The sequence below is a fragment of the Bacteroidota bacterium genome (assembly GCA_016721765.1).
Taxonomy (GTDB): domain Bacteria; phylum Bacteroidota; class Bacteroidia; order UBA4408; family UBA4408; genus UBA4408.
The window spans coordinates 811,629-831,823 of record JADKHO010000001.1 but is presented as its reverse complement, the minus strand read 5'-3'; the positions used below and the strand labels follow the sequence as shown (position 1 = coordinate 831,823).

Genomic DNA, 20,195 nt, shown 5'->3' with positions numbered 1-20,195 from the left:
GGGCTGTAGACTTTTAGTTTACAGCCCATTTTTGCTTGTTATCGGTCTTTTTTTTTATTCCATCGGCGGAATGCCAATTCACATAGAATTGTTAGTAATTCACAATCAATTATTTAGCAATTTGCAATGCGAGGTTTATCTTTGAGAGGTTCCATGAGAATAAATTATTCAACTCGAAAATTACCAATGCGCCCAACTTTCCTCACAAAAATGTCAAGCATGACACAAAACAAAAGATATCCGCATCTCTTACTATTGTTGCTGTTGCTTTTGTCTCTAAATACACAGTTAAAAGCTGTAAATTATTATTCCTATCAATCTGGTGCATGGAACAACCTCACCACATGGACAACTGATCCATCGGGTACAACGTTAATTGGTTCGGCGGTGCCGGCAAACAGCGATGCTGTAACTATACTGGATGGGATTACTGTAACACTAACAGCAAATGTTACCACTACAGGCAATACGCTTAATATCAGACCCACCGGAGTTCTTAATCTATCCACTTTTCAAATCACAAATGTTCTATCTACATTCAGTGGTTCAGGCATGCTAAGAATTGGTGCTTCTTTTTTTCCGGGTGCAACTACCAATACCTTTGTTGCTCCGGGAGGCGGCACCACCGAATATTACAATTTTGGCGGAGCAGGTACGAATCTTCCCACCCAAGCCATTTATAACAATTTAATTATCAGCAACAATACTGTCACCAATAACACTGTTCGTTTCAACAATCCGGCTAACCCAACATCCTACACCATTAATGGAAATTTATCCTTGCTATCAAATTCTTCAGGTACCGTAACACTCATCTGGGGAAACCTTGCTACAAACATAATTAATGCGAGTATTGGAGGAAATACAACAGTGGGTTCAGGATGTGCAATTCGCGTAGGAAATTTCAATGCGATCCACAACATAAGTTTTAATGGAGATGTTACAAACAATGGTATCATGCGGTTTACCAACCAGGCATCTCCTGTGTCAAACGCTTACTATACTGCTGCTGCCACAACTACGGGCGCAGCAAACATAAGTTTTACCGGAACAAATAACAATACTTTATCCTGTAATGGTGTAAGCGATTTTTACGTTTTTATTTTGAACAAAGGAATTGATCAAACCTATACACTTACTGTTAATTCAACCAATGTTGCAAATTTTGCATTATACGGACCTAATAATGGGGCATCAGCCAATAAAGCCTTATACATGATTGCGGGTTCGCTTAAATTAAATTCAAATATCTCCATTCCCTCATTAACTGAAGGTGGAATTGATTTTGGAATACCGGAAACCTGCTCTCTTTGGATTAATGGTGCAACAGTTTCAACAACAATAGTTGGCTTAAACGGCACCGGATATCAAGCGTTGTCGGTTTTTGGCCAAATACGAATTAGTGCGGGCAGCATGAGTTCGGGCGATGCTGCTGGTTTAGTGTGCTGGAGCACCAATTCACCAGAAATTATTGTGGAGGGCACAGGTATTTTAGATGTATCTCAAATTTGGACAACCGCTGCCATAGGTATAGAAACATATATTCAAACCGGTGGAACTACTAATATTAGAGCAAATGGCGAGGTCCATGGTGGTCCCATGTTTCAATTTAACAGCAATAATTCGGTCGTAAACATATCCGGAGGTACCATTAATTTTTTGAATGGAATTTTCACCCCTGGTCAAGGTATCGATATACAAAGTGCTCCAGGAAACTTTAGCATTACCGGAGGTATCATCAATATCAATGAACCGGGAGGAACCGATTTTGGCATTAATTCTACGATTCCATTTTACAATCTTGCTGTGAGTCGCCAAAGTGGTGCCGGCAACAACACGATTACCTTGCTAAATACCAGTGCGAGCACTATTGGCATTCTTAACAACCTTACATTGAACGCAAATACATTACTAAATGCAAATACAAACACGGTAAACCTATCGATTGGCGGTGATTTTAATATTGGAAACGCAGCTACCTATACTCCCGGTAATACAACAACTTCTCTTAATGGGAATGCTGCTCAAATTTTGACCCTCGATGGCACCATTACAACAGGATTATATAATTTTACGATTGCAAAATCTGCCGGAGTTGCAAGTCTGGCAGGCACTTCCCTAACACTTGCTATAAGAAACAATATATCGATTACTTCCGGAACACTTGCTGATGGCGGCAAAACAATCGACGTAAAAGGAAATGTTATCAATTCGGGGACGCATAGTGGTGCAGGAAAAATCAGCTTGACCGGCACTAACATTCAAACAATTGGGGGTAATGGCTCAGGTATTTTTCAAAACCTTGAACTCAACAATAGCAATGCTGCAGCAGCCCCTGTAACATTGTTGTCAGGGCAAAGCGTGCTTGGGGCCTTAACTTTAACAAGCAATAAAATTTTAGATTTAGGGATAAATAATTTATCCCTAGGAAGTGCATCTACGATAGTCGGAACACCTGGAAGTAATCGATTTATAAGGACTGCAGGGTTTCGATCGGATGGTGGATTAAGCAAAACTTTTTCAACAAACAGTTTTACTTTTCCAATTGGAACCGCTGCTGACTACACGCCTGCAACGATTACATTTAGCACAACACCAACAGCTTATGGAACAATTACTGTTCGCCCGGTTGCAAATGAACATCCAAATGTAACGGTAACAGGACGTTCTCTCACCTATTACTGGAGAACAACATCTTCAGGGTTTACACTAGGCGCCGCAACAGTTAGCCAGAATTACACTTACGCCCAAAGCGATGTTGTTGCTGGTGGTAATGTTTCAGAAGCACAATATGTTCCAGCCCGATACAATTCATCCAACTTTTTATGGGCAAACACCACACTTGCAGATATAAATACTGGAACAAATGTGATAACATTTCAAGGAGCCACTTTTAATAATTTGATTGATGGCGATTATACTGCCGGTGACAATAATCCAACAAATCCCTTTGGAACAGTTATAGTTTACTACAGTAGAGTAAATACAGGAAACTGGGAAACAGCCGCAACTTGGTCGGTTGATCAAGTGCTGAAATGGGCCGGAGCAGCATCGGTATCAGTTCCAACAGCAACTAGCCCGGTAATTATTGGAAATGGAACATCCTTTAATCATACCATCACAGTTACAGCCAATAACAAACTTTGCGGCAGCCTTGAAATTGGTTTTGGTTCTGTGCTTAATTTAGCTACAACAAGCGGCCATAATTTCAACACCTACCTCACCGGAAATGCAGTTGGAATTGGAACATTGAGAATTTCTTCATCAGGTGCTACTGCCCAATTTCCTGCAGGTGACTTTGGTCTATTTTTAGGTCAAAATGGAGGAACAGTTGATTATTTTAATACCGGGGCTCAAGATTTTACTATCCCTTTAACCTCTGCAGCCCCCACTGCTGCTGCGCTTGGTAATTATTATAATTTAACCCTGAGCCCAACGAACAATAGAACAATTACATTACCCAATCGTGACTTAACTATTTACAACAACCTAACAATTTTGGGCGCTTCAGCAACTGCAAGAGCCTTAATAAACGCCACCGCAACAAGGACATTGAGTATCCTAGGAAATTTAAATGTTAATGCTGGAAATTTTCAGTTTCAAAATGGTACGATACAAAATATGCTGGTTACCGGAAATGTAAGCATTGCCGGAGCTGCAATTTTTGATGTCGCCAATAGTGGAACAGGAGTAAACAATACCCTTAGTATTAACGGAAGTCTCACAAACAACGGTATTTTCGACATGCGGGCAAATGCTACGCGAATTTGCAACCTTACCTTTACAGGAAGTTCAAATAACCTAATTACCGGAACAATCGGCACGCTAACGGAACTTAACCTATTAACCATCAACAAAGGAAATAGTCAAACACCAGAATTAAATGTGGATGTGGCTGGCACCCTTACTACTCCATCCGACAGTTGGCTAAATATCCAAAACGGTACTTTCAAGTTTTCGAAGACCGCAACATTGACCCTTACAAATGTAGGTGGTAGTTTATTTACGATCGCACCAACAGCGCAATTAAGCGTGAACAACTCAAGTGCAATTATTAATATTGGAAATGTGGCCAGCGATGCATCGGATTTAATTTTGGCAGGTAAACTTCAAATCCTTAGCGGTACGGTTAACATTGGCAATACTGCCAATGCAACCAACAATGATATTGAATACTCGGGTTCTGGTTTTCCTGAAATTGAATTGCAAGGTGGAACCTTAAATGTAAATGGTCAAATTCGAAAAAGCGCAATATCTACAGCGGGAGCTTTGGTTTACAAGCAATCCGGGGCTAGTGCCGTTACTATATTTGGTCAAAACCAATTGGCAGGGAAATCCAAATTGCAGATAAACACAAGTGGTTCGGTATTCAATATGAGTGGAACCAGCACGTTAACAATTGTCCGAGGGGGAGGAACCACTTACCAGGATTTGTACTTGCAAGCAGCTTCCTCAACGGTAACAGGTGGAACAATTTTTTTAGGAAATACGGCAACACCTGCAGCAACTACTTTCCAAATTAATTGCATTAACCCGCTCTTTAATTTGGTAGTAGATGCCACAACCAATACAAAAACAGCACAATTGATTGTTAATCCGATCACAATAAAAAATGATTTGAACATCAATGGAAATTCTGTATTTAATGCCAATGGACTAAATGTAAATATTGGCCGCAATTTCACCAACAGCAACACAACAGCTACTACCGGATTGTTGGTTGGAGGATATAGACCCGGAACAGCTGCTCAAACAACCACATTCAATGGTTCCTTATCAAATCAGTCAATAGCTGGTGTGGCGGCAAATTTAACCAATTTCGCTAACCTTGTTATCGCAAATTCCTTCTCCGGAGGAAGTGTTTCCCTTTCTTCAAATTCGGCCATTCGTGTAAATGGGACTTTAACTATTTCCTCTAATTCGCTAACAGATGGAACTAACGCTATTGATGTTGTTGGAAACATCGTCAACAATGCCAGCCATTTGAGTAGCGGCGCAGGTAGGATAAATATGTTGGGAACCAGTAATCAAATTATCTCGGGCAATGGAAATGGGATTTTTGGAAATGTTACGTTAAATAATTCTGCCGGAGTTACAATGAGTGCTAACAGCACCATCAATGGAGCCTTGAATTTTAATACCAATTGCACGTTTAATATCAATGATAAATTACTTACACTGGGAACCACAGCCACTATTGTGGGAAACAATGCCAATAGGTATATTGAAACGAATGGTGTAGCTTCCGATTTAGGGGTACGGAAGAATTTTGCAAGCGGTATAGCAAACTTTACTTTTGCAATTGGTGTTGCACCAAAATATACACCGGCACAATTTAATATCACGGCTAACTCAGCTGTGGGTACTATTACGGTGAAACCAATTAACAGTAAGCATCCGGGAACAACCGATGCTCTTGCGAAAGAATTGGCCTTTTATTGGCTTGTTTCCAGCAGCGGATTTTCCGGATTGACGGTTACTCAAACTTACAATTACATACAAGGTGATGTTTTTGGCATTGAAGCTAACTATGTAACCGGAAGAAATCTTAGCGGTTTGTGGACACCATTAAATGGCATTCCGGCAAGTGTAAATGCTGCAGCCAATACCATGACCATTGCAGCAGTAAACTATTTAAATGGTGATTATACCGCAGGTGAAGCATCAGAATTTGCTGCCCCGCTTGTATTCTATAGCAGAAATGCACGGACCAGCAACAATTGGAACAACACCAATTCAGATACATGGAGCAATGACCCTATTCTAAAGCATACAGGAGCAGCTGTTGCTACAACTCCTTCGGTTTTTAATGCCGTTGAAATTGCCGCCGGGCACACCATTGTTGCCAATGGTGATTTTAGAAAATGCGCTACGCTAAATTTAATGGGGACCTTGGATTTGAGCAATAATGTAGGACATGATTTAGGCGCTGTTAGCGGCAGTGGAACACTAAGAATTGCTTCTACACCAGGCAATTTCTATGCTTTTCCTAGCGGAAACTTTGTTTTGTTTACTGCTTCAAATGCTGGTACCTTTGAGTTTAACACATCAACTACTGCATCAATGCCGCTTCAAGCTGTTTACAACAACCTTCGCTTTACCGGCAGCGGAACGAGTACTTTAGCCAACCTTGACCTGCTCATTAATGGCAACCTCAACATTGTGGCCGGAACAGTAAACAATTCAATCAACAATAAGAATATCGACCTAAAGGGTAATTGGGCAAATACAGGAAACAGTTTTATGCCCGGCACAGGAACAGTAACACTAAGTGGAGGTGGGACCCAAAGCCTTTCCAGAACAGGTGGCGAGGTCTTCTACAACCTTGTGCTTAGTGGTGCATCTGCAAAGACATTAGGAAGCTCAATCCATGTAAACAATGATTTAACCATTAACAGTAACCTGGATGTTGATGCCATAGGAAACCACAACATTTCTTTAATGCATAATTGGGTTAACAATGGGACTTTTTTACAACAGCAGGGGGCTGTTTCTTTTATTGGTAATACAGCACAATCCATTTCCGGTGCAACTACCTTTTACGATTTGATTATAAATAACACATCGGGAGGGGTTAGCATTTCTAGTGGTGCCCAAAACCTCATTAGTGCGCTAGATCTTGCTAATGGCGTATTTACCACAAGCGGTCAGTCATTTACTTTGCTGTCAACATCAAGTGCTACAGCGCATATTTTGCCAGTAACCGGAGGTAACCTCGTTGGAAACGTAACCATGCAACGCTATGTTCCTGCTGGACTTCCGGGATGGTTTTTGCTTGGTTCACCTGTGCAGAGCAGTGTTATTGAAGACTGGGATGATGATTTAATTCTGGTAGGATTTCCCGGTGTAGATGGATACGCTGGCAGTTTTGTTTCAGCATATACTTACAATGAAACCATAGGGGGTTTAAATGATAACCCTGCGGCCTACATACCCGCTACCAACTCAACCAATAATTCACCAACAGGAACAGGTTTCTGGATTTGGATGGCAGATAATTTGACCACCCTAAATGCCAATACAATTGATGTTACAGGTCCTCCGGAAATTGGCAATAAAAATTTAAACGTATCGTTTACGAGTAGTGGAGGTATTGCAAATGATGGCTGGAATTTGGTTGCAAACCCTTATTGCTCTACCATAGACTGGGATGCACCAGCTTGGACAAAATCCAGCATGGATAATGCAACCTATATTTATCATGGAACTACCCAACAATATGCAAGTTATGTTGCTGGGGTTGGAACAAATGGCGGCTCACGGTATATTCCATCTTCACAAGGCTTTTATGTAAAGGCGAATGCCGCAGCTCCTGTTCTAATCGCAACTGAGAATATAAAAGCTTCAACAAATCCAAGTTATTTAAAGCAGGCTGCATCAAACAACTCCAAAGAAGTAGTTTATATAACTTGTGAAGGAATTTCATTTACCGATGAAACGGCCTTGCACTTTACAGATAGTGCCAGCCTAGGTTTTGATAGCAATTGGGATGCAGTAAAACTTTTTTCTGACAATAGTCAAAATATTAGCTTATCCACGCGCATTGCCTTGCAGGATTTATCAATTAACTCCTTACCTAAACTCACCTCTTCAATAACAATCCCCTTAAGGGCAAAAGTAGGAACGAGTGGACAATATACTTTGAGTTTTCGCGGATTAGAATCTCTTTCAGCTTCCATCTGCATTACCTTGGAAGACACCTATTCTGGAGTCATCACTAACCTAAGAAACCAAAACACGTTCGCTTATTTTCTAAGCGACACAGCCAACAAGCCTAGATTTTTAATTCAAATAAGCAATGCTTACAAGATTGAAACCACCCCATCAACTTGTGGAACAACAGGATCCGGAAAACTAATTATCACAGGAAACACAAATTCGATTTATGCTTTAAGCAACATGCAAGGAACAATTATAAAAAGCTCCGTTTTAAATGCAGGAGTTGATACTGTTTCCAATTTAAATATCGGACAATACTTGCTGTTATTTACAGACTCTAGCTCTGCCTGTATTTCCTTTGCAGATACCGTGGAGATTGAAGAAGGTACTTCAGTAGTTGCATCATTCAATATGAATACGGCATCTGTTCTCCCAAATCAAATGGTGTCTTTTTCGAACCAATCCAACGGGGCAAGTTATTATTCCTGGAATTTTGGTGATAATTCACCAATTGATACGAGTACCCATCCTACGCATAGTTATGCTGCATCCGGGGTTTACACTGTAACCTTAACTGCCGGCAACACATTGGGATGCGCCAAGAGTTTCAGTAGAAGCATTATTGTAGAAAATCCAACAGCTGTACAATTGCTTTTCGGAGAGGAAGGGGTTGACGTTGTGAGAAATGAACTAGGGCTTTTTGTGCACTATTCCTTTGTAAACAGCACATTGCTTAACGTTAGTGTTTTCAATTTAATTGGTGAAAAGCTTTGTGAAGGTCAAACAGAATGGGTGAAAGACAATGGCAGTTTTGCACTAAAAATTCCTGAACTGCCTAGTGGGATTTATTTGGCAGAATTTCATTACGACAATATGAAAGTAAGAAGAAAATTCTGGTATTAGTTTTAGTTTTTCTGGTTTGCTTCCAAAACCGATTTATTTTTATTCGCCAATTGCCCGCAGGCAGCATCAATATCCTTTCCTCTGCTGCGGCGCACATTCACAATAATATTTTTACTCTCCAGCAATTTCACAAAATTATCGAGCCGTTCTTGTGTGGTTTGTTTAAACTCGCCCCCTTCAATTGGATTGTATTCAATAATATTTACTTTACAAGGAACTTTTTTACAAAAATTAGCCAGTTCTTTTGCATCCAATAGACTATCGTTAAAATCCTTAAAAACAATATACTCAAAAGTTACACGGGTACCGGTTTTATCATAAAAATAACGCAGTGCTTCCGCCAAAGCATCCAAGGTGTTTTGTTCGTTGATAGGCATAATTTTATTGCGCTTATCATCGTTTGCGGCATGCAAGCTCAGGGCTAAATTAAATTTCACCCCGTCATCGCCCAGTTTGCGAATCATTTTCGCAATTCCGGCTGTTGATACCGTTATGCGTTGCGGCGACATGTTTAATCCTTCAGGGGATGTTATTTTATCGATCGAATCCAATACGTTTTTGTAATTCAGCAAGGGCTCACCCATTCCCATGTACACAATGTTGCTTAAGGGAATATTATAATGGTTGAGCGATTGATTTCGAATTAAAACTACTTGATCATAAATCTCATCGGAGTTCAAATTACGTAAACGTTCCATCCTACCGGTCGCACAAAATTTACAGGTTAAACTGCATCCCACTTGCGACGAAATGCAAGCAGTCATGCGGGTGGTAGAAGGAATTAATACTCCCTCCACAATATTGCCGTCATGCAAACGGAAGGCATTTTTAATGGTACGATCACTGCTAATCTGAAAATCACCCACGGTTACGGGTCTGATTTCAAAGCCGTCTTTTAACCATTCCCGCATCTCTTTCGAAAGATTATTCATGGCATCAAAAGAGTGCACACCTTTACGCCACAGCCAATCATACACCTGCTTAGCGCGAAAAGCCGCCTCTCCCTTTTCAACAAACTGTTGCTTCAAAGCTTCCTTTGTAAGCGAACGTATATCAATCTTTTCAGAGGTGTCAAGCATTTTGCAAAGATAATTCTTTAAAACGTAAGAATCTCTTTTTCATTTTAGCGCATTCCAAAATTAACAGCGAAATCGACTAAAAAACGACACTTTTAGCATATTTATGCCAATTTACGGCTTGCAGAATTAGAATAATACAGTATAAATACCTAAATTCGCACCTCAAATTTTAAAAACGATAAAAATGTCCTATTTATTTACTTCAGAAAGTGTGTCGGAAGGACACCCGGATAAAGTTGCCGATCAAATTTCGGATGCCGTTATTGATGCCTTTTTAACGCACGACAGCAATGCAAAAGTTGCTTGCGAAACATTTGTAACTACCGGCTTGGTGGTGATTGGAGGAGAAATTACTACAACACCTGCCGCAAAAGCAAACGTGGATGTGCAAAAAATTGCGCGCGAAGTAATTAACCGTATTGGATACAACAAATCTGAATACCAGTTTGATGCAATTTCTTGTGGTATTTTAAATGCCTTGCACGAACAATCATCCGATATTTATCAAGGTGTTGCCCGTGCAAAAGAGGAAGATCAAGGTGCAGGTGACCAAGGAATGATGTTTGGTTACGCTTGCCGCGAAACAGATAATTACATGCCGCTTCCCCTTGAAATTTCTCATCTTTTATTAAAAGAGTTAGCCGTTATCCGCCGCGAAGGAAAAAAAATGAAATACTTGCGTCCCGATGCAAAATCGCAAGTAACCATCCAATACAGCGACAAAGGAAAACCCGAAAAAATTGAAACCATAGTGCTTTCTACACAACACGATGATTTTGCTGCCGATGAGATTATGTTGGCTAAAATCCGTGAAGATGTGGTGAATATCCTCATTCCTCGTGTAAAAAAATTGTTGCCAAAACGCGTTCAAAAATTATTTGGTAAAGACATTCATTACCATGTGAACCCAACCGGTAAATTCGTTATCGGTGGCCCACACGGAGATACCGGCTTAACCGGACGAAAAATTATTGTAGATACCTACGGTGGTCGCGGTGCGCACGGAGGTGGTGCATTCTCTGGAAAGGATTCTTCTAAAGTGGATCGTTCTGCAGCTTATGCAACACGTCATATTGCTAAAAACCTTGTTGCAGCGGGAGTTGCGGATGAGGTTTTAGTTCAAGTGGCTTATGCGATTGGTGTAGCGCAACCGGTTGGATTGTACGTTTCAACTTACGATACCGTGAAAGCAAGAAACAGCGAAGGAAAAAAATTAAGCGACGGAGAAATTGCGCAACGCGTTGCTAAAATTTTTGACATGCGTCCAAGTGCCATCGTAAAACGCTTTGGCTTAAAAAACCCTATTTACTCCGAAACAGCAGCTTATGGTCACATGGGCCGCATACCCGGTGTGAAAGAAGTAAACGGAAAAAAATACGAAACCTTTGGTTGGGAAAAATTAGATTATGTTGACCAATTGAAAAAGGAATTCAATATCGTTGAAAAAGAAACAGCTGTAAATGCTTAATTCTTAAAACAAATAAAAAAAGCGCCGCAAATTAATTTTTGCGGCGCTTTTTTTATTCCACTAATTACTTCAAACAACAAGTTAGTATTCCTTTCAACCTTTGCGCTCTTTGCGCCTTCTCAGCGAACTCCGCGGTTAAAATCAACCGCATGAATGAATGTGATTAAGGACTTACAAATGCTTTTTCAAAAATTCTAAGGCCATTTTATGTGCCACCTCTGCCGAAGCTTTGTCGTATTTGGGATTGCTGGGGTTAGCAAAAGCATGTTGTGCATCAAATTCCTGAACAGTTACTTCCTTTTTATTATCCTTCATGTTTTTTTCAAAGGCACCAACAATTTCTTTTGTAATCCAATTGTCTTGACCAGCAAATAATCCTAAAACAGGTGCCGAAATAGTTTTCAGTTTTTGAACATCCTTTTCCGGCATGCCATAATACATCACACAACCTGTTCCTTGTTTGCCTAACATAATCGAAGCTTGCAAACTCCATCCACCTCCAAAGCACCAACCGAGCGTTTGAATTTTAGCATCCTTTCCGGCATAGTCGATGGCAGCTTTAATGATGGCCCTAATTCGTTCTTCTTTCGCTTCACCCATGTATTTACCGGCTTCTTCAGGAGTGGTGGCTACATTGCCATCATATAAATCGAGCGCTATTACAGTTACATCACCCAACTCGTTTTGTAGTTTTTCAGCTTCTTGCTTGATGTAATCATTTAAGCCCCACCATTCTTGAAATACAAATAAATAATTTTGGGTGGGCTTCTCTGATTTTATTTCAAAAGCCCCCGCATCTTTCTTATCATCGCAGGCAAGTGTAATCATTTTCCCTTTTGGCGATTCGTAATTAAAGGGCAAGGGAGCTAAATGCGAAGCACCAAAAGACTTGTCTTTGCCGAGCATGGCAAATTCCTGTGTAGCAGGCATGCTGCAGCAACTGTGTTGTGTTTGAGCAAATAACTGCATGCCCGTAATGCAGCAGGCAAATAAGGTAAAAAGTGATTTTTTCATATTTTTATGTTGGTTGAATTACTTTAACAAAGTGATGACTCGAAATGTTGAACCCATAATTTAAATAAAGCCGATGCGCATCAAATCGTTGCACGCCGGAATCTAAATGTACCTGATTAAAATTATTTTTTAGCGCGTAATCAAAAATCCAATCCAATAAGGCAGTACCCAATCCTTTTCCTCGATGCGATGGTAAAGTGCTTAAGTCATCGATGTAAATAAATTTGCCGCGGTGGAGTTTTACTCCTTCCACAAAACCGGCTGCACTCACCGCTTTTCCTGCTTCCTCTATAAAGAGCAAGGTAAATTTATCGGATTGCATTTTCTGAACAAGGGCAACAAACTCCTCCTGAACAAGGTGTGGGCGCAAGGCATATATTACCTCCCAACATTTTAAAATTTTTTCGGGAGTATCGGCAATTTCAACTTGTTTCATTTTTCTATGCGAATTGGTTTTGTAGTGTAAATGTATTTTTTTGCTTTGGAAATAGCCTTACATAATTTTGTATTCTCAAAAAATGCGTAAATTCGTTTGCCCCTATCCATTTTAGTATTCACTAAATCTCTCTTTTTATGCAAACGGTTTCTTACATTTTAAAACAAAAGGGAAGCGATGTAGCTTCTGTGTCGCCCGATACAATGGTACGTGACGCCTTGCGCATAATGGCCGAGAAAAATATCGGTGCCATCGTTGTAAAAGATAAAGAAAAATTGGTTGGAATATTTTCAGAGCGTGATTACGCGCGTAAAATTGTGTTGAAGGACAAGTCTTCAAAAACAACTCCCATCAGCGAGATTATGACCTCCGATGAGTTAATAACCGTGAAACCCGGCAACAGTGTAGACGATTGCATGGTACTCATGACCGAACGCCGCATACGTCACTTGCCGGTTGTTGAAAATGAGGTGTTATTAGGTGTTATTTCCATTGGCGACCTTGTAAAACACATCATCGAAGAGCAAAAAATTACCATCGAAAATTTGCAGAATTATATTTCCGGTCAATAATCTAGACCCGCCACAAGCTGTTCGATTGTATTTTCGGGACTAATGGTAATGGTTCGGATGCCCAGTGTTTGAGCGCTTTCGATATGTTGCAGCGAGTCGTCCCAAAAAATTGTTTCGGATAAATTCAACTTATTTTCGCGCAGCACAAATTCAAAAGCCTCCTTCTCCGGTTTTCGCAAACGCAAAATATGGGAGAAATAATTTTGTTTAAAATAACTGCTAAATACTTCGAAGGGAAGCAGGGCATTAATTTTTTCGATGCAACGTAAGTAGTGGATGGCGTTGTTGTTGCTGAGCAAATAAAGATTAAAACGCTGTGAAAGGCTTTGAATGGCAGCCACTCGGCTTGGTTTTAAATCTAAAATAAGCGCATTCCAGGCAGCATCTAATTCAAGTGAGCTAAAGGGTATGCCACACCAAGCCCTCACCTGATTTCGAAATTCATCCGGGCTTAAATTACCGCTTTCAAATTCTTCAATAAAACCGCTTTGGCTGGCTTTGGTAAAAAGGCTTTCAAAATTTTCAACCCCAATGGCTTTAAAAGCAGCTGCGGTTAAGGAATGGTCAATATCCAAGATAACACCACCCATATCGATTATGATGTTTTTAATTCCGTTCAATTGCGCTTGTGCCATGCTTTGTAAATGCGAGAGGTATTAATTTGTTTTTTACCTGCAAATATATACTTTTGCACTCCTTCAAAATGAGGGCCTATAGCTCAGTTGGTTAGAGTAGAAGACTCATAATCTTTTGGTCCCTGGTTCGAGCCCAGGTGGGCCCACTTCACAGGGCAACAACTCAAAAAAAGTTTGTTGCCCTTTTTTATTCCTTCTGGAATCCTTGATACTAGCGCAAAGTTTAAGAATCACTTCATTCACTTTTGTGGTTCGAACTCGATTATTTTCAAACATGAATTTTTCTGGAAATATCGAACCAATTATTCGCTGTTTTATTTGTGTATCTGCCTTCTCGTAAGCAATATCAAGGTTTAGAATAACATTCTTGCAGGTATCGATAATTTTATCGTGTGAAATGGGTGCTGGGCTAAATTTGTTTTGCTCTTGCGATAAATCTAAAATCTCTCGCTCAAATTTCAGTTTCATTTCATGGTATTCTAAAGAACTAATATCACCATCCAACATAAGCATTTGGGCATTTTTCAATCTTAATTTATTCTTCTCAATATCGGTGGCAACTTTGATTCGCTCGGTATTATTATTACTTGAGTTGTCCTTTAACCTTTTTGAAAGGTTTTTCATGAAGATGTTAATCTCTTGAGAATTGAGTCTAAGTGATTTAAGCTTTTGAGTAAATGCAGCATTTGTATCAATAGCATTTATGCGCTCCTTGCAGCCTTTTAGGCAATGGTAATAATAGAATTTATCTCCAGAACGACCAGTAGAGCCTGAGCCTGTAAGTGTTCTACCACACTTAGGACAAATTAAATGCCCTCTTAAAGGTAACTCATCTCTATAAGTGCTAATTTTATTGGGCATATTTCTTTTACGACCTGATAAGATATCTTGAACTTTATGAAAGGTAACTTCATCAATTATTGCATCGTGAATCCCATCTACCCATTGAGCAGACTCATTTTTATATTTAGCAATAAAAATTTTACCGATATAGGTTTTGTTTTTTAAAGCTGCGGCAAAGGCATTTTTTGTGAGTTTAAGCCCTTCTTTGCTTAACAATCTCCTTAGCTCTTCAATATTGTAAACACCTGTTGAAAATTGCTGAAATGCTTTTTTAATAAGTGCTTCATTTTTTCCTCCTTCGGGAACTATGATTGGTTTGTTTTTATCGTCTCTTGTGTTTTTATAGCCGAAAGGTGAGTTGCCAAGCCATCGCCCTTCCTTTTTTGCTCTTCGCATTCCCCTAATAACATTTAAGGCACGCCTGTCATTATCTACTTCTGGAGCTACAACATACAATGCTAACATTATTTTTTGTTCAGGAATATCGAGGTCGAGTGGCTGCTCAATTGCTTGGGGTTCAACTCCCAATTTTCGCAAGGTTTTAATGGTGATATAGGTTTCGGTTGTATTACGAGAGAATCTATCCCATTTAGTAAATAATATAAAATCAACCGAGGTACCCTTACTCTTTAGAAAGCTCATAATATTTAACCATTGTGGTCTGTTGAATGATTTTCCACTTTCATCATCGTGGTAAAACCCAAGCACCTCAATATTTTTTTGCTCACAATACTTATAAAGCCTTTCCTTTTGGTCGGCAGGGCTGTAACCATTGTTTTGCTCATCTGTGGATACTCTCGAATAAAGAATAGCTGTTTTTTTCATCTTGATAAATTAACCGCTCCGCATATGCGGAGCGGGATTTTTAATAATTATTTCCTCTTTAAATTTTGCAATATTTCATTCATTTCGTTAACTCCTGTATTTTCAATAATGGCTATTGCTATTTCAGCCAAATTATCTAGCCAGTCTCTCAATTTTAATAATTCTTCGTCAGAATAATTAACTGCACTATCATTAATAATTTTGCGGCATTCAGCGAGTGAAATTTTTGAATTACCCAGTATTGGAAGAATTTCTTTTCTGTTTTTTAGATTACTACCATTTTCTTTTGGAGTTAGGTTTGACATTGTAATAACAAATAAGATACAGGTCTGAGCTGTGATTCAGGGGCTGCACCATAATCATTATCCTGCTTGTGGCAGGTGATATACTTTGTTGCTTTATATTAGTCATTTAAAATTTTACTTTAATTGTATTCTCAATACTTGAAACAACTCCCTTATGACTTTTTATTGTAATGTTCTGGTAGGCTCCTTCTTTCATAATATCCACAAGTCTGGTTTTTGCGTCTTGTGTTTTATTTAGTTCCAATTCTTTCATTTCAGTGCCTTTAAAAATTACTCTTATCGAATCGTACTCTCCTGAGTTAATCAGCTCCAAAAGTTTAATTTCATTGGGCTGCAAAATTTTTAAATCAGTCGCCACATGGGTAATATGGTCACTATATCCAGTTAGGAAATTTTTAAGAATGGTAGTTAAGGAAATGCTAATATGCATTTCCCTAATTACCTTCAGAACATCCACTTCAGAATATAGATTATGAAAAGGGTGAAGTATTACTGAACCATCTTTAAAAATTTCTAGCTTTATCTCTTCGGTTAGTTGAATTGCATCAGCTATCGCATAGTAAAAATGTGTGATTTTTTTATTGGTAGGTTTCTTTTCTATTTGAGCATAGAACTTTTTCAATTTTTCCCTTTCCTCCTTAGAATAATTTTTAGTAATTATTTCAAATTCATCAGGGTTAGCTTTTACATTTTCCAAAAAAGGCTTCATGTTAAATGGTTGAAACAAGTTTTTTTTTGCTGCCTTTATGAGCGTTGTTGAAATGCCTATTTCCCTTAGTTCGTCAACAGTTTTAATCCACATAAAATCAATAAAATTGAAGTTTCGCCATCTTCCTCCAGCGCTTCGGCTAAAACTCAGTATACCTTGCTTGTCCCAATAGGTTATATTGGTGTAACTAACCCCCAAATCCTTAATTGTAAATCTTTCTTCCAACAGAAATTCTGTTAGCTTTTCAAGATTAGAAAACGTTGGCTCTGCTCCCCAATAGGGCGCAATGGAAATATTTTGATCCATGGATTATATGTTTAATTAGGTTGGTATAAATACAAATATAGTACAAGTATATTTAATAATTATGTAAAGTTACATAATTATTAAATAATAGTATCTTTGATTAAAGTTTGCGTTACAAATTGCCGATTATTTCTGTAACCGAATTTTAATTTCCGTATCAAAAAATGTAATTCGCGTAACAACATGGCTAAAAATCATTCAAAGACCTGCCTAAATTGCAATAAACGATTTATTGCTAAAAACATAAGAGCAGCCTTCTGTTCCGACAGGTGCAGAGTAAGTGCAAATAGAAAGAAATCCGTAACGGTTACGGAAAAAGTGCCTATTGAGCAAAGTATAGCTGAAATAGAACTAGAAAAGACAAAGATTTTATTGCAAAATGAAGAGCAGACTCTTTTGCACCTTCAGAATTTGGCCGCCAATTACAAAAAGGTAAAAGATGCGAAAGAGCTAAAAGATATAGTGCTAATCAAAGAAAAGCTTGAATTGCAAAATCAACGAGCTAAAATTCAATATGAATTGTCGATTAAAAACAAAAGCTCTTATGCAAGTAAAGTTCTTGAAATAGGTCAAACAACGCATGAAAAGCTTTTAGGTTTTTTCGGAGGAATTATCCTTGATAACCTTTTTGAAGGCGATTCAAGTCGGCAGGATTATTCTGGGATGATTAAATCCATTGATGCTAAAATTGGTAAAATAAACACTGAGCTAAATCGCGTTTTATTTAATCCGCTTGTTTTTTCAGACATTAAAGTGAACGAAGCCGCTGTTGAAAAGCTAAAACAGAAGTGCCTTGCTTTAGAAGAGGAAATTATACGCAGTAATTCAATCAAAGAGCTGGCTCAAATAAAGGATAAGGATGGATTTGTTAAGGCCAAAGATGTTCAAAGCATTAATTTTGCGGGAAGGGTACAGTTTTCAGGCGCATTAGGCGATTTTATAGGCTTACTAGAAATGGATAAGTGTGCTATCACACTCACCGGAAAACCCGGAAGCGGTAAAACTTACTTGTGCTTTGACCTAATTAGTAAATTCATAGAACTTGATTTTTCGGTTGCTTATTTCTCAATAGAGGAAGGAATTACAAACCTTACCCTTCAAAAAATAGAAAAATACAAATTACAGGCTTCTGAAAAATTTAAAATTAATGACCAAGCAACGCTTCAGGATATACAAAAGTTTGCAAGTAGTTTCGATGTAATTGTAATTGATAGTTGGGGCAAGCTCAATGCTGATATTGCAGAATTTGACAAATTGAGGATTGCCTTTCCTAAAACAATTTTCATTTCTATTTTTCAGTTAACATCCTCTGGTCAAATGAGAGGCGGGACGATGGCAGCTTTTGACGCTGGGGTTAATATTGAAACATCAATCATTGAGAATAAAAGGTTTGCAATTTGTAGCAAGAACAGGTATGGGAATACAGGGATTAAGTATTGGATTGATGAAAGAGTTATTGCGATTTAACTTTTCTCTGTTTCATTTTAAACATGCAAAGTGTTTATTATTTATTCAGCATCATCCGATAATTTCAGTAGCCCAATTTTTCCTTCAAGCCTCCATTTAATTAGAGCACTTGTTCCTTTAATTCCGATGGATCACAAATAAGGCTCTGATTTAATTCTTTGATATTTTCAAATTCACCAATTATGGTAGTTTCATTTGAAGAGTAAAAATCACCAAACATTGTAATTTCCATAAAGCACAAAAAAAGCAAGTTTTCAGCTGTGATTTTTGAAATCTGACGAAAAAAATTAAAACGAAAATTTGCAGAAAATGCAAATAATTTGTTTAATGCCTTTCTGCCATTGGTTTGAAGGCGTCTCAAAAATAATTGCATTTTCCGTAGAAATACGGATTGACATTTCAATTTATTTTTCTTTAATTAACACCGTCAAATAATTCATCCCCCAAAAGAATTTTATTTGGGCTTTATACTTAGAGTGATTTTCACCAAAATAATTGAGTGAAAAATGTAAGGTTGGAGTTTTAATTTTTAAAACCAAACTACATGACAAGAACTACCCATTTTTTCTTTCCAAGTTATTTCCACGCACTTTTTTTGGAATCAATCAAATATCATCCTTTTTGAGTATTGACAGAGTTGAATGGCGAAGTTAATTTTGTATCAATACTTTTTTGATAAATAAAATCAATAGTGTCCTGTTAGATTAGATTGATTTTTAACTGATTACATATTTGTTCTTTGACATCTTGATAGACAGATTCAGCAAGTAGCTGATTTAACTGGGTTTTATCCAAAAGTGATACTCCCAATATTTGTAGGATTTCGTAAGTGGAACGATTTAATTTAAGTTTGCTTTTAATGATTGCTACCAATGTGTAAGTTATAATTGCAATATGGATTTGAGTTTTAACTGCATTTGCAGAAACGCCCCAAAAAGATTTTACTTTTAGATGCTGCTTAATCCATTTGAAAAACAATTCTACTTTCCATCTATATTTATACAGATCAGCAATATCAATGGCTTTAAGAGTTAGGTTATTTGTTAAAAATACAAACGAACGTTCTTGTTCTTTGTCGTAAAATTTAATTCTTCTGATTTGTTCAGGATAATTTTGTTTAGCATAAAACCCGGACAACTTTACTATTTGATCACATCTAATGCCTGCTTTTTTATTTACCTTGGAAGAGTAAATTCTTGTAAGTTGAGCATTCTTTTTAGCTCTAGTCACAAAAAATGCATGATGCTGATGTATGTTATAAAGCCGGTCAAAATCAACGTATCCTCGATCCAATATATAGTAAGCGCCTGCCTCGTATACCAAGGCATCTAACCCATTTATATCGTGTACATCACCAGCAGTGATATGCACAAAGGATGGAATAGAGGTTTTTACATCGTAAAGAGTATGAAGTTTTATGGCTCCCTTAGCTTTTCGGAATGTTGCCCACCAAAATACATTTAGACATAAATCAATGAGGGTTGAGTCAAAAGCATAAACATTACTTTTTATGTTGAGATGAAAATCGCTATCGTCTTTACAGCACTCACGAGCAATAGCAATCATCTCATAAGCGAACTGTTCGTAAATTCTATAATCACGATTTTCGTTTGCTCTGGAAAGATTGGAGCGAGATACATTTTTACCGAAACCAAGACGATAATATTTTGTCGAATGAGCTTCGATGCAAACCATCAAATCTCTTAAGCTTTCGCGATTGCTTAGTTGACCAAACATCATACAAAGCATTTGATTCCAGCAAGTGAAGTGTCTTACTTTATTATTTCCTTCAAAATTAGCAACGTGTTTATCAAACAATCTTGCTGGAAGAAATTCACAAACTTGTGAAAAGACATATTTTCCATGACCCATACCATATTTTCGGTAAAAGCTACGAATCAATTTTAAATCGTCACGGCTCTAAAAAAGCCTACAACCTTTGTCTATCAATAATTTCAAAGAACTAATTATTAT

The 20,195-nt window shown here is 38.1% G+C and carries 13 protein-coding genes, 1 tRNA gene and 1 pseudogene; 5 read left to right on the top strand and 10 right to left on the bottom strand.

All coding sequences use genetic code 11. The annotated features are described in order from the left end of the window. The first annotated feature begins 219 nt into the window (after positions 1 to 219). Entirely contained in the window at positions 220 to 8,562 is an 8,343-nt protein-coding gene (locus IPP32_03040) for a PKD domain-containing protein (protein ID MBL0047056.1), read from the top strand. A 2-nt stretch (positions 8,563 to 8,564) separates the two neighbouring features. Here IPP32_03040 and rlmN read toward each other — a convergent pair whose 3' ends face one another. Next, complete coding sequence (rlmN, locus tag IPP32_03035) at positions 8,565 to 9,641, bottom strand: 23S rRNA (adenine(2503)-C(2))-methyltransferase RlmN (GenBank protein MBL0047055.1); 1,077 nt, start codon at positions 9,639 to 9,641, stop codon at positions 8,565 to 8,567. Positions 9,642 to 9,825: 184 nt separating this feature from the next. Here rlmN and IPP32_03030 point away from each other — a divergent pair, with 184 nt between their 5' ends. Beyond that, complete coding sequence (locus tag IPP32_03030; GenBank protein MBL0047054.1) at positions 9,826 to 11,109, top strand: methionine adenosyltransferase; 1,284 nt, start codon at positions 9,826 to 9,828, stop codon at positions 11,107 to 11,109. Between the two features lie 171 nt (positions 11,110 to 11,280). Here IPP32_03030 and IPP32_03025 read toward each other — a convergent pair whose 3' ends face one another. Beyond that, positions 11,281 to 12,078 carry a dienelactone hydrolase family protein gene (locus IPP32_03025; GenBank protein ID MBL0047053.1) on the bottom strand — a complete coding sequence of 266 codons (798 nt, stop codon included), beginning with the start codon at positions 12,076 to 12,078 and terminating at the stop codon, positions 11,281 to 11,283. 49 nt (positions 12,079 to 12,127) lie between these two features. After that, positions 12,128 to 12,559 (bottom strand): GNAT family N-acetyltransferase, encoded by a 432-nt coding sequence (locus IPP32_03020; protein ID MBL0047052.1) that lies wholly within the window; start codon positions 12,557 to 12,559, stop codon positions 12,128 to 12,130. A 137-nt stretch (positions 12,560 to 12,696) separates the two neighbouring features. Here IPP32_03020 and IPP32_03015 point away from each other — a divergent pair, with 137 nt between their 5' ends. After that, on the top strand, positions 12,697 to 13,131 hold the full coding sequence (locus IPP32_03015) for a CBS domain-containing protein (protein ID MBL0047051.1): 435 nt from the start codon (positions 12,697 to 12,699) through the stop codon (positions 13,129 to 13,131). Here IPP32_03015 and IPP32_03010 read toward each other — a convergent pair. Next, complete coding sequence (locus IPP32_03010) at positions 13,125 to 13,766, bottom strand: HAD family phosphatase (protein ID MBL0047050.1); 642 nt, start codon at positions 13,764 to 13,766, stop codon at positions 13,125 to 13,127. The two genes, IPP32_03015 and IPP32_03010, sit on opposite strands and share 7 nt — an antisense overlap. A 72-nt stretch (positions 13,767 to 13,838) precedes the next feature. Between IPP32_03010 and IPP32_03005 the strand changes: the two genes are divergently transcribed. Further along, positions 13,839 to 13,912 (top strand) — tRNA-Ile (locus IPP32_03005). Here the strand turns inward: IPP32_03005 and IPP32_03000 are convergent. From IPP32_03000 to IPP32_02985, 4 genes and pseudogenes are all read right to left on the bottom strand, one after another. Further along, on the bottom strand, positions 13,872 to 14,627 hold the full coding sequence (locus IPP32_03000; GenBank protein MBL0047049.1) for a recombinase zinc beta ribbon domain-containing protein: 756 nt from the start codon (positions 14,625 to 14,627) through the stop codon (positions 13,872 to 13,874). The genes IPP32_03005 and IPP32_03000 overlap by 41 nt on opposite strands. A 348-nt stretch (positions 14,628 to 14,975) precedes the next feature. Then, positions 14,976 to 15,434: pseudogene (locus IPP32_02995) on the bottom strand (recombinase family protein). 47 nt (positions 15,435 to 15,481) lie between these two features. Beyond that, positions 15,482 to 15,739 (bottom strand): hypothetical protein, encoded by a 258-nt coding sequence (locus IPP32_02990; protein ID MBL0047048.1) that lies wholly within the window; start codon positions 15,737 to 15,739, stop codon positions 15,482 to 15,484. Between the two features lie 106 nt (positions 15,740 to 15,845). Next, the gene (locus IPP32_02985; GenBank protein ID MBL0047047.1) at positions 15,846 to 16,754 is read right to left on the bottom strand and encodes a MerR family transcriptional regulator; all 909 of its coding nucleotides are present in this window, start codon (positions 16,752 to 16,754) and stop codon (positions 15,846 to 15,848) included. A 183-nt stretch (positions 16,755 to 16,937) separates the two neighbouring features. Between IPP32_02985 and IPP32_02980 the strand changes: the two genes are divergently transcribed. Next, positions 16,938 to 18,221 carry a hypothetical protein gene (locus tag IPP32_02980; GenBank protein ID MBL0047046.1) on the top strand — a complete coding sequence of 428 codons (1,284 nt, stop codon included), beginning with the start codon at positions 16,938 to 16,940 and terminating at the stop codon, positions 18,219 to 18,221. Between the two features lie 100 nt (positions 18,222 to 18,321). On the opposite strand, the gene IPP32_02975 is transcribed toward IPP32_02980, so the two are convergent. Beyond that, a complete protein-coding gene (locus tag IPP32_02975) occupies positions 18,322 to 18,582 on the bottom strand; it encodes a hypothetical protein (GenBank protein ID MBL0047045.1) in 261 nt (86 codons plus the stop codon). A 338-nt stretch (positions 18,583 to 18,920) separates the two neighbouring features. Further along, positions 18,921 to 20,093: an IS4 family transposase gene (locus IPP32_02970; protein MBL0047044.1), complete on the bottom strand. Its 1,173-nt coding sequence runs from the start codon at positions 20,091 to 20,093 to the stop codon at positions 18,921 to 18,923. Positions 20,094 to 20,195: the final 102 nt, after the last annotated feature.

Bases quoted from the DNA above. Each gene is read 5' to 3' on its own strand.
- IPP32_03030 (MBL0047054.1), top strand. From the start codon at position 9,826: ATGTCCTATTTATTTACTTCAGAAAGTGTGTCGGAAGGACACCCGGAT.
- IPP32_03025 (MBL0047053.1), bottom strand. From the start codon at position 12,078: ATGCAGTTATTTGCTCAAACACAACACAGTTGCTGCAGCATGCCTGCT.
- IPP32_03000 (MBL0047049.1), bottom strand. From the start codon at position 14,627: ATGCCCAATAAAATTAGCACTTATAGAGATGAGTTACCTTTAAGAGGG.
- IPP32_02990 (MBL0047048.1), bottom strand. From the start codon at position 15,739: ATGTCAAACCTAACTCCAAAAGAAAATGGTAGTAATCTAAAAAACAGA.
- IPP32_03010 (MBL0047050.1), bottom strand. From the start codon at position 13,766: ATGGCACAAGCGCAATTGAACGGAATTAAAAACATCATAATCGATATG.
- rlmN (MBL0047055.1), bottom strand. From the start codon at position 9,641: ATGCTTGACACCTCTGAAAAGATTGATATACGTTCGCTTACAAAGGAA.
- IPP32_02985 (MBL0047047.1), bottom strand. From the start codon at position 16,754: ATGGATCAAAATATTTCCATTGCGCCCTATTGGGGAGCAGAGCCAACG.
- IPP32_03040 (MBL0047056.1), top strand. From the start codon at position 220: ATGACACAAAACAAAAGATATCCGCATCTCTTACTATTGTTGCTGTTG.
- IPP32_03015 (MBL0047051.1), top strand. From the start codon at position 12,697: ATGCAAACGGTTTCTTACATTTTAAAACAAAAGGGAAGCGATGTAGCT.
- IPP32_02970 (MBL0047044.1), bottom strand. From the start codon at position 20,093: ATGGGTCATGGAAAATATGTCTTTTCACAAGTTTGTGAATTTCTTCCA.
- IPP32_02980 (MBL0047046.1), top strand. From the start codon at position 16,938: ATGGCTAAAAATCATTCAAAGACCTGCCTAAATTGCAATAAACGATTT.
- IPP32_03020 (MBL0047052.1), bottom strand. From the start codon at position 12,559: ATGAAACAAGTTGAAATTGCCGATACTCCCGAAAAAATTTTAAAATGT.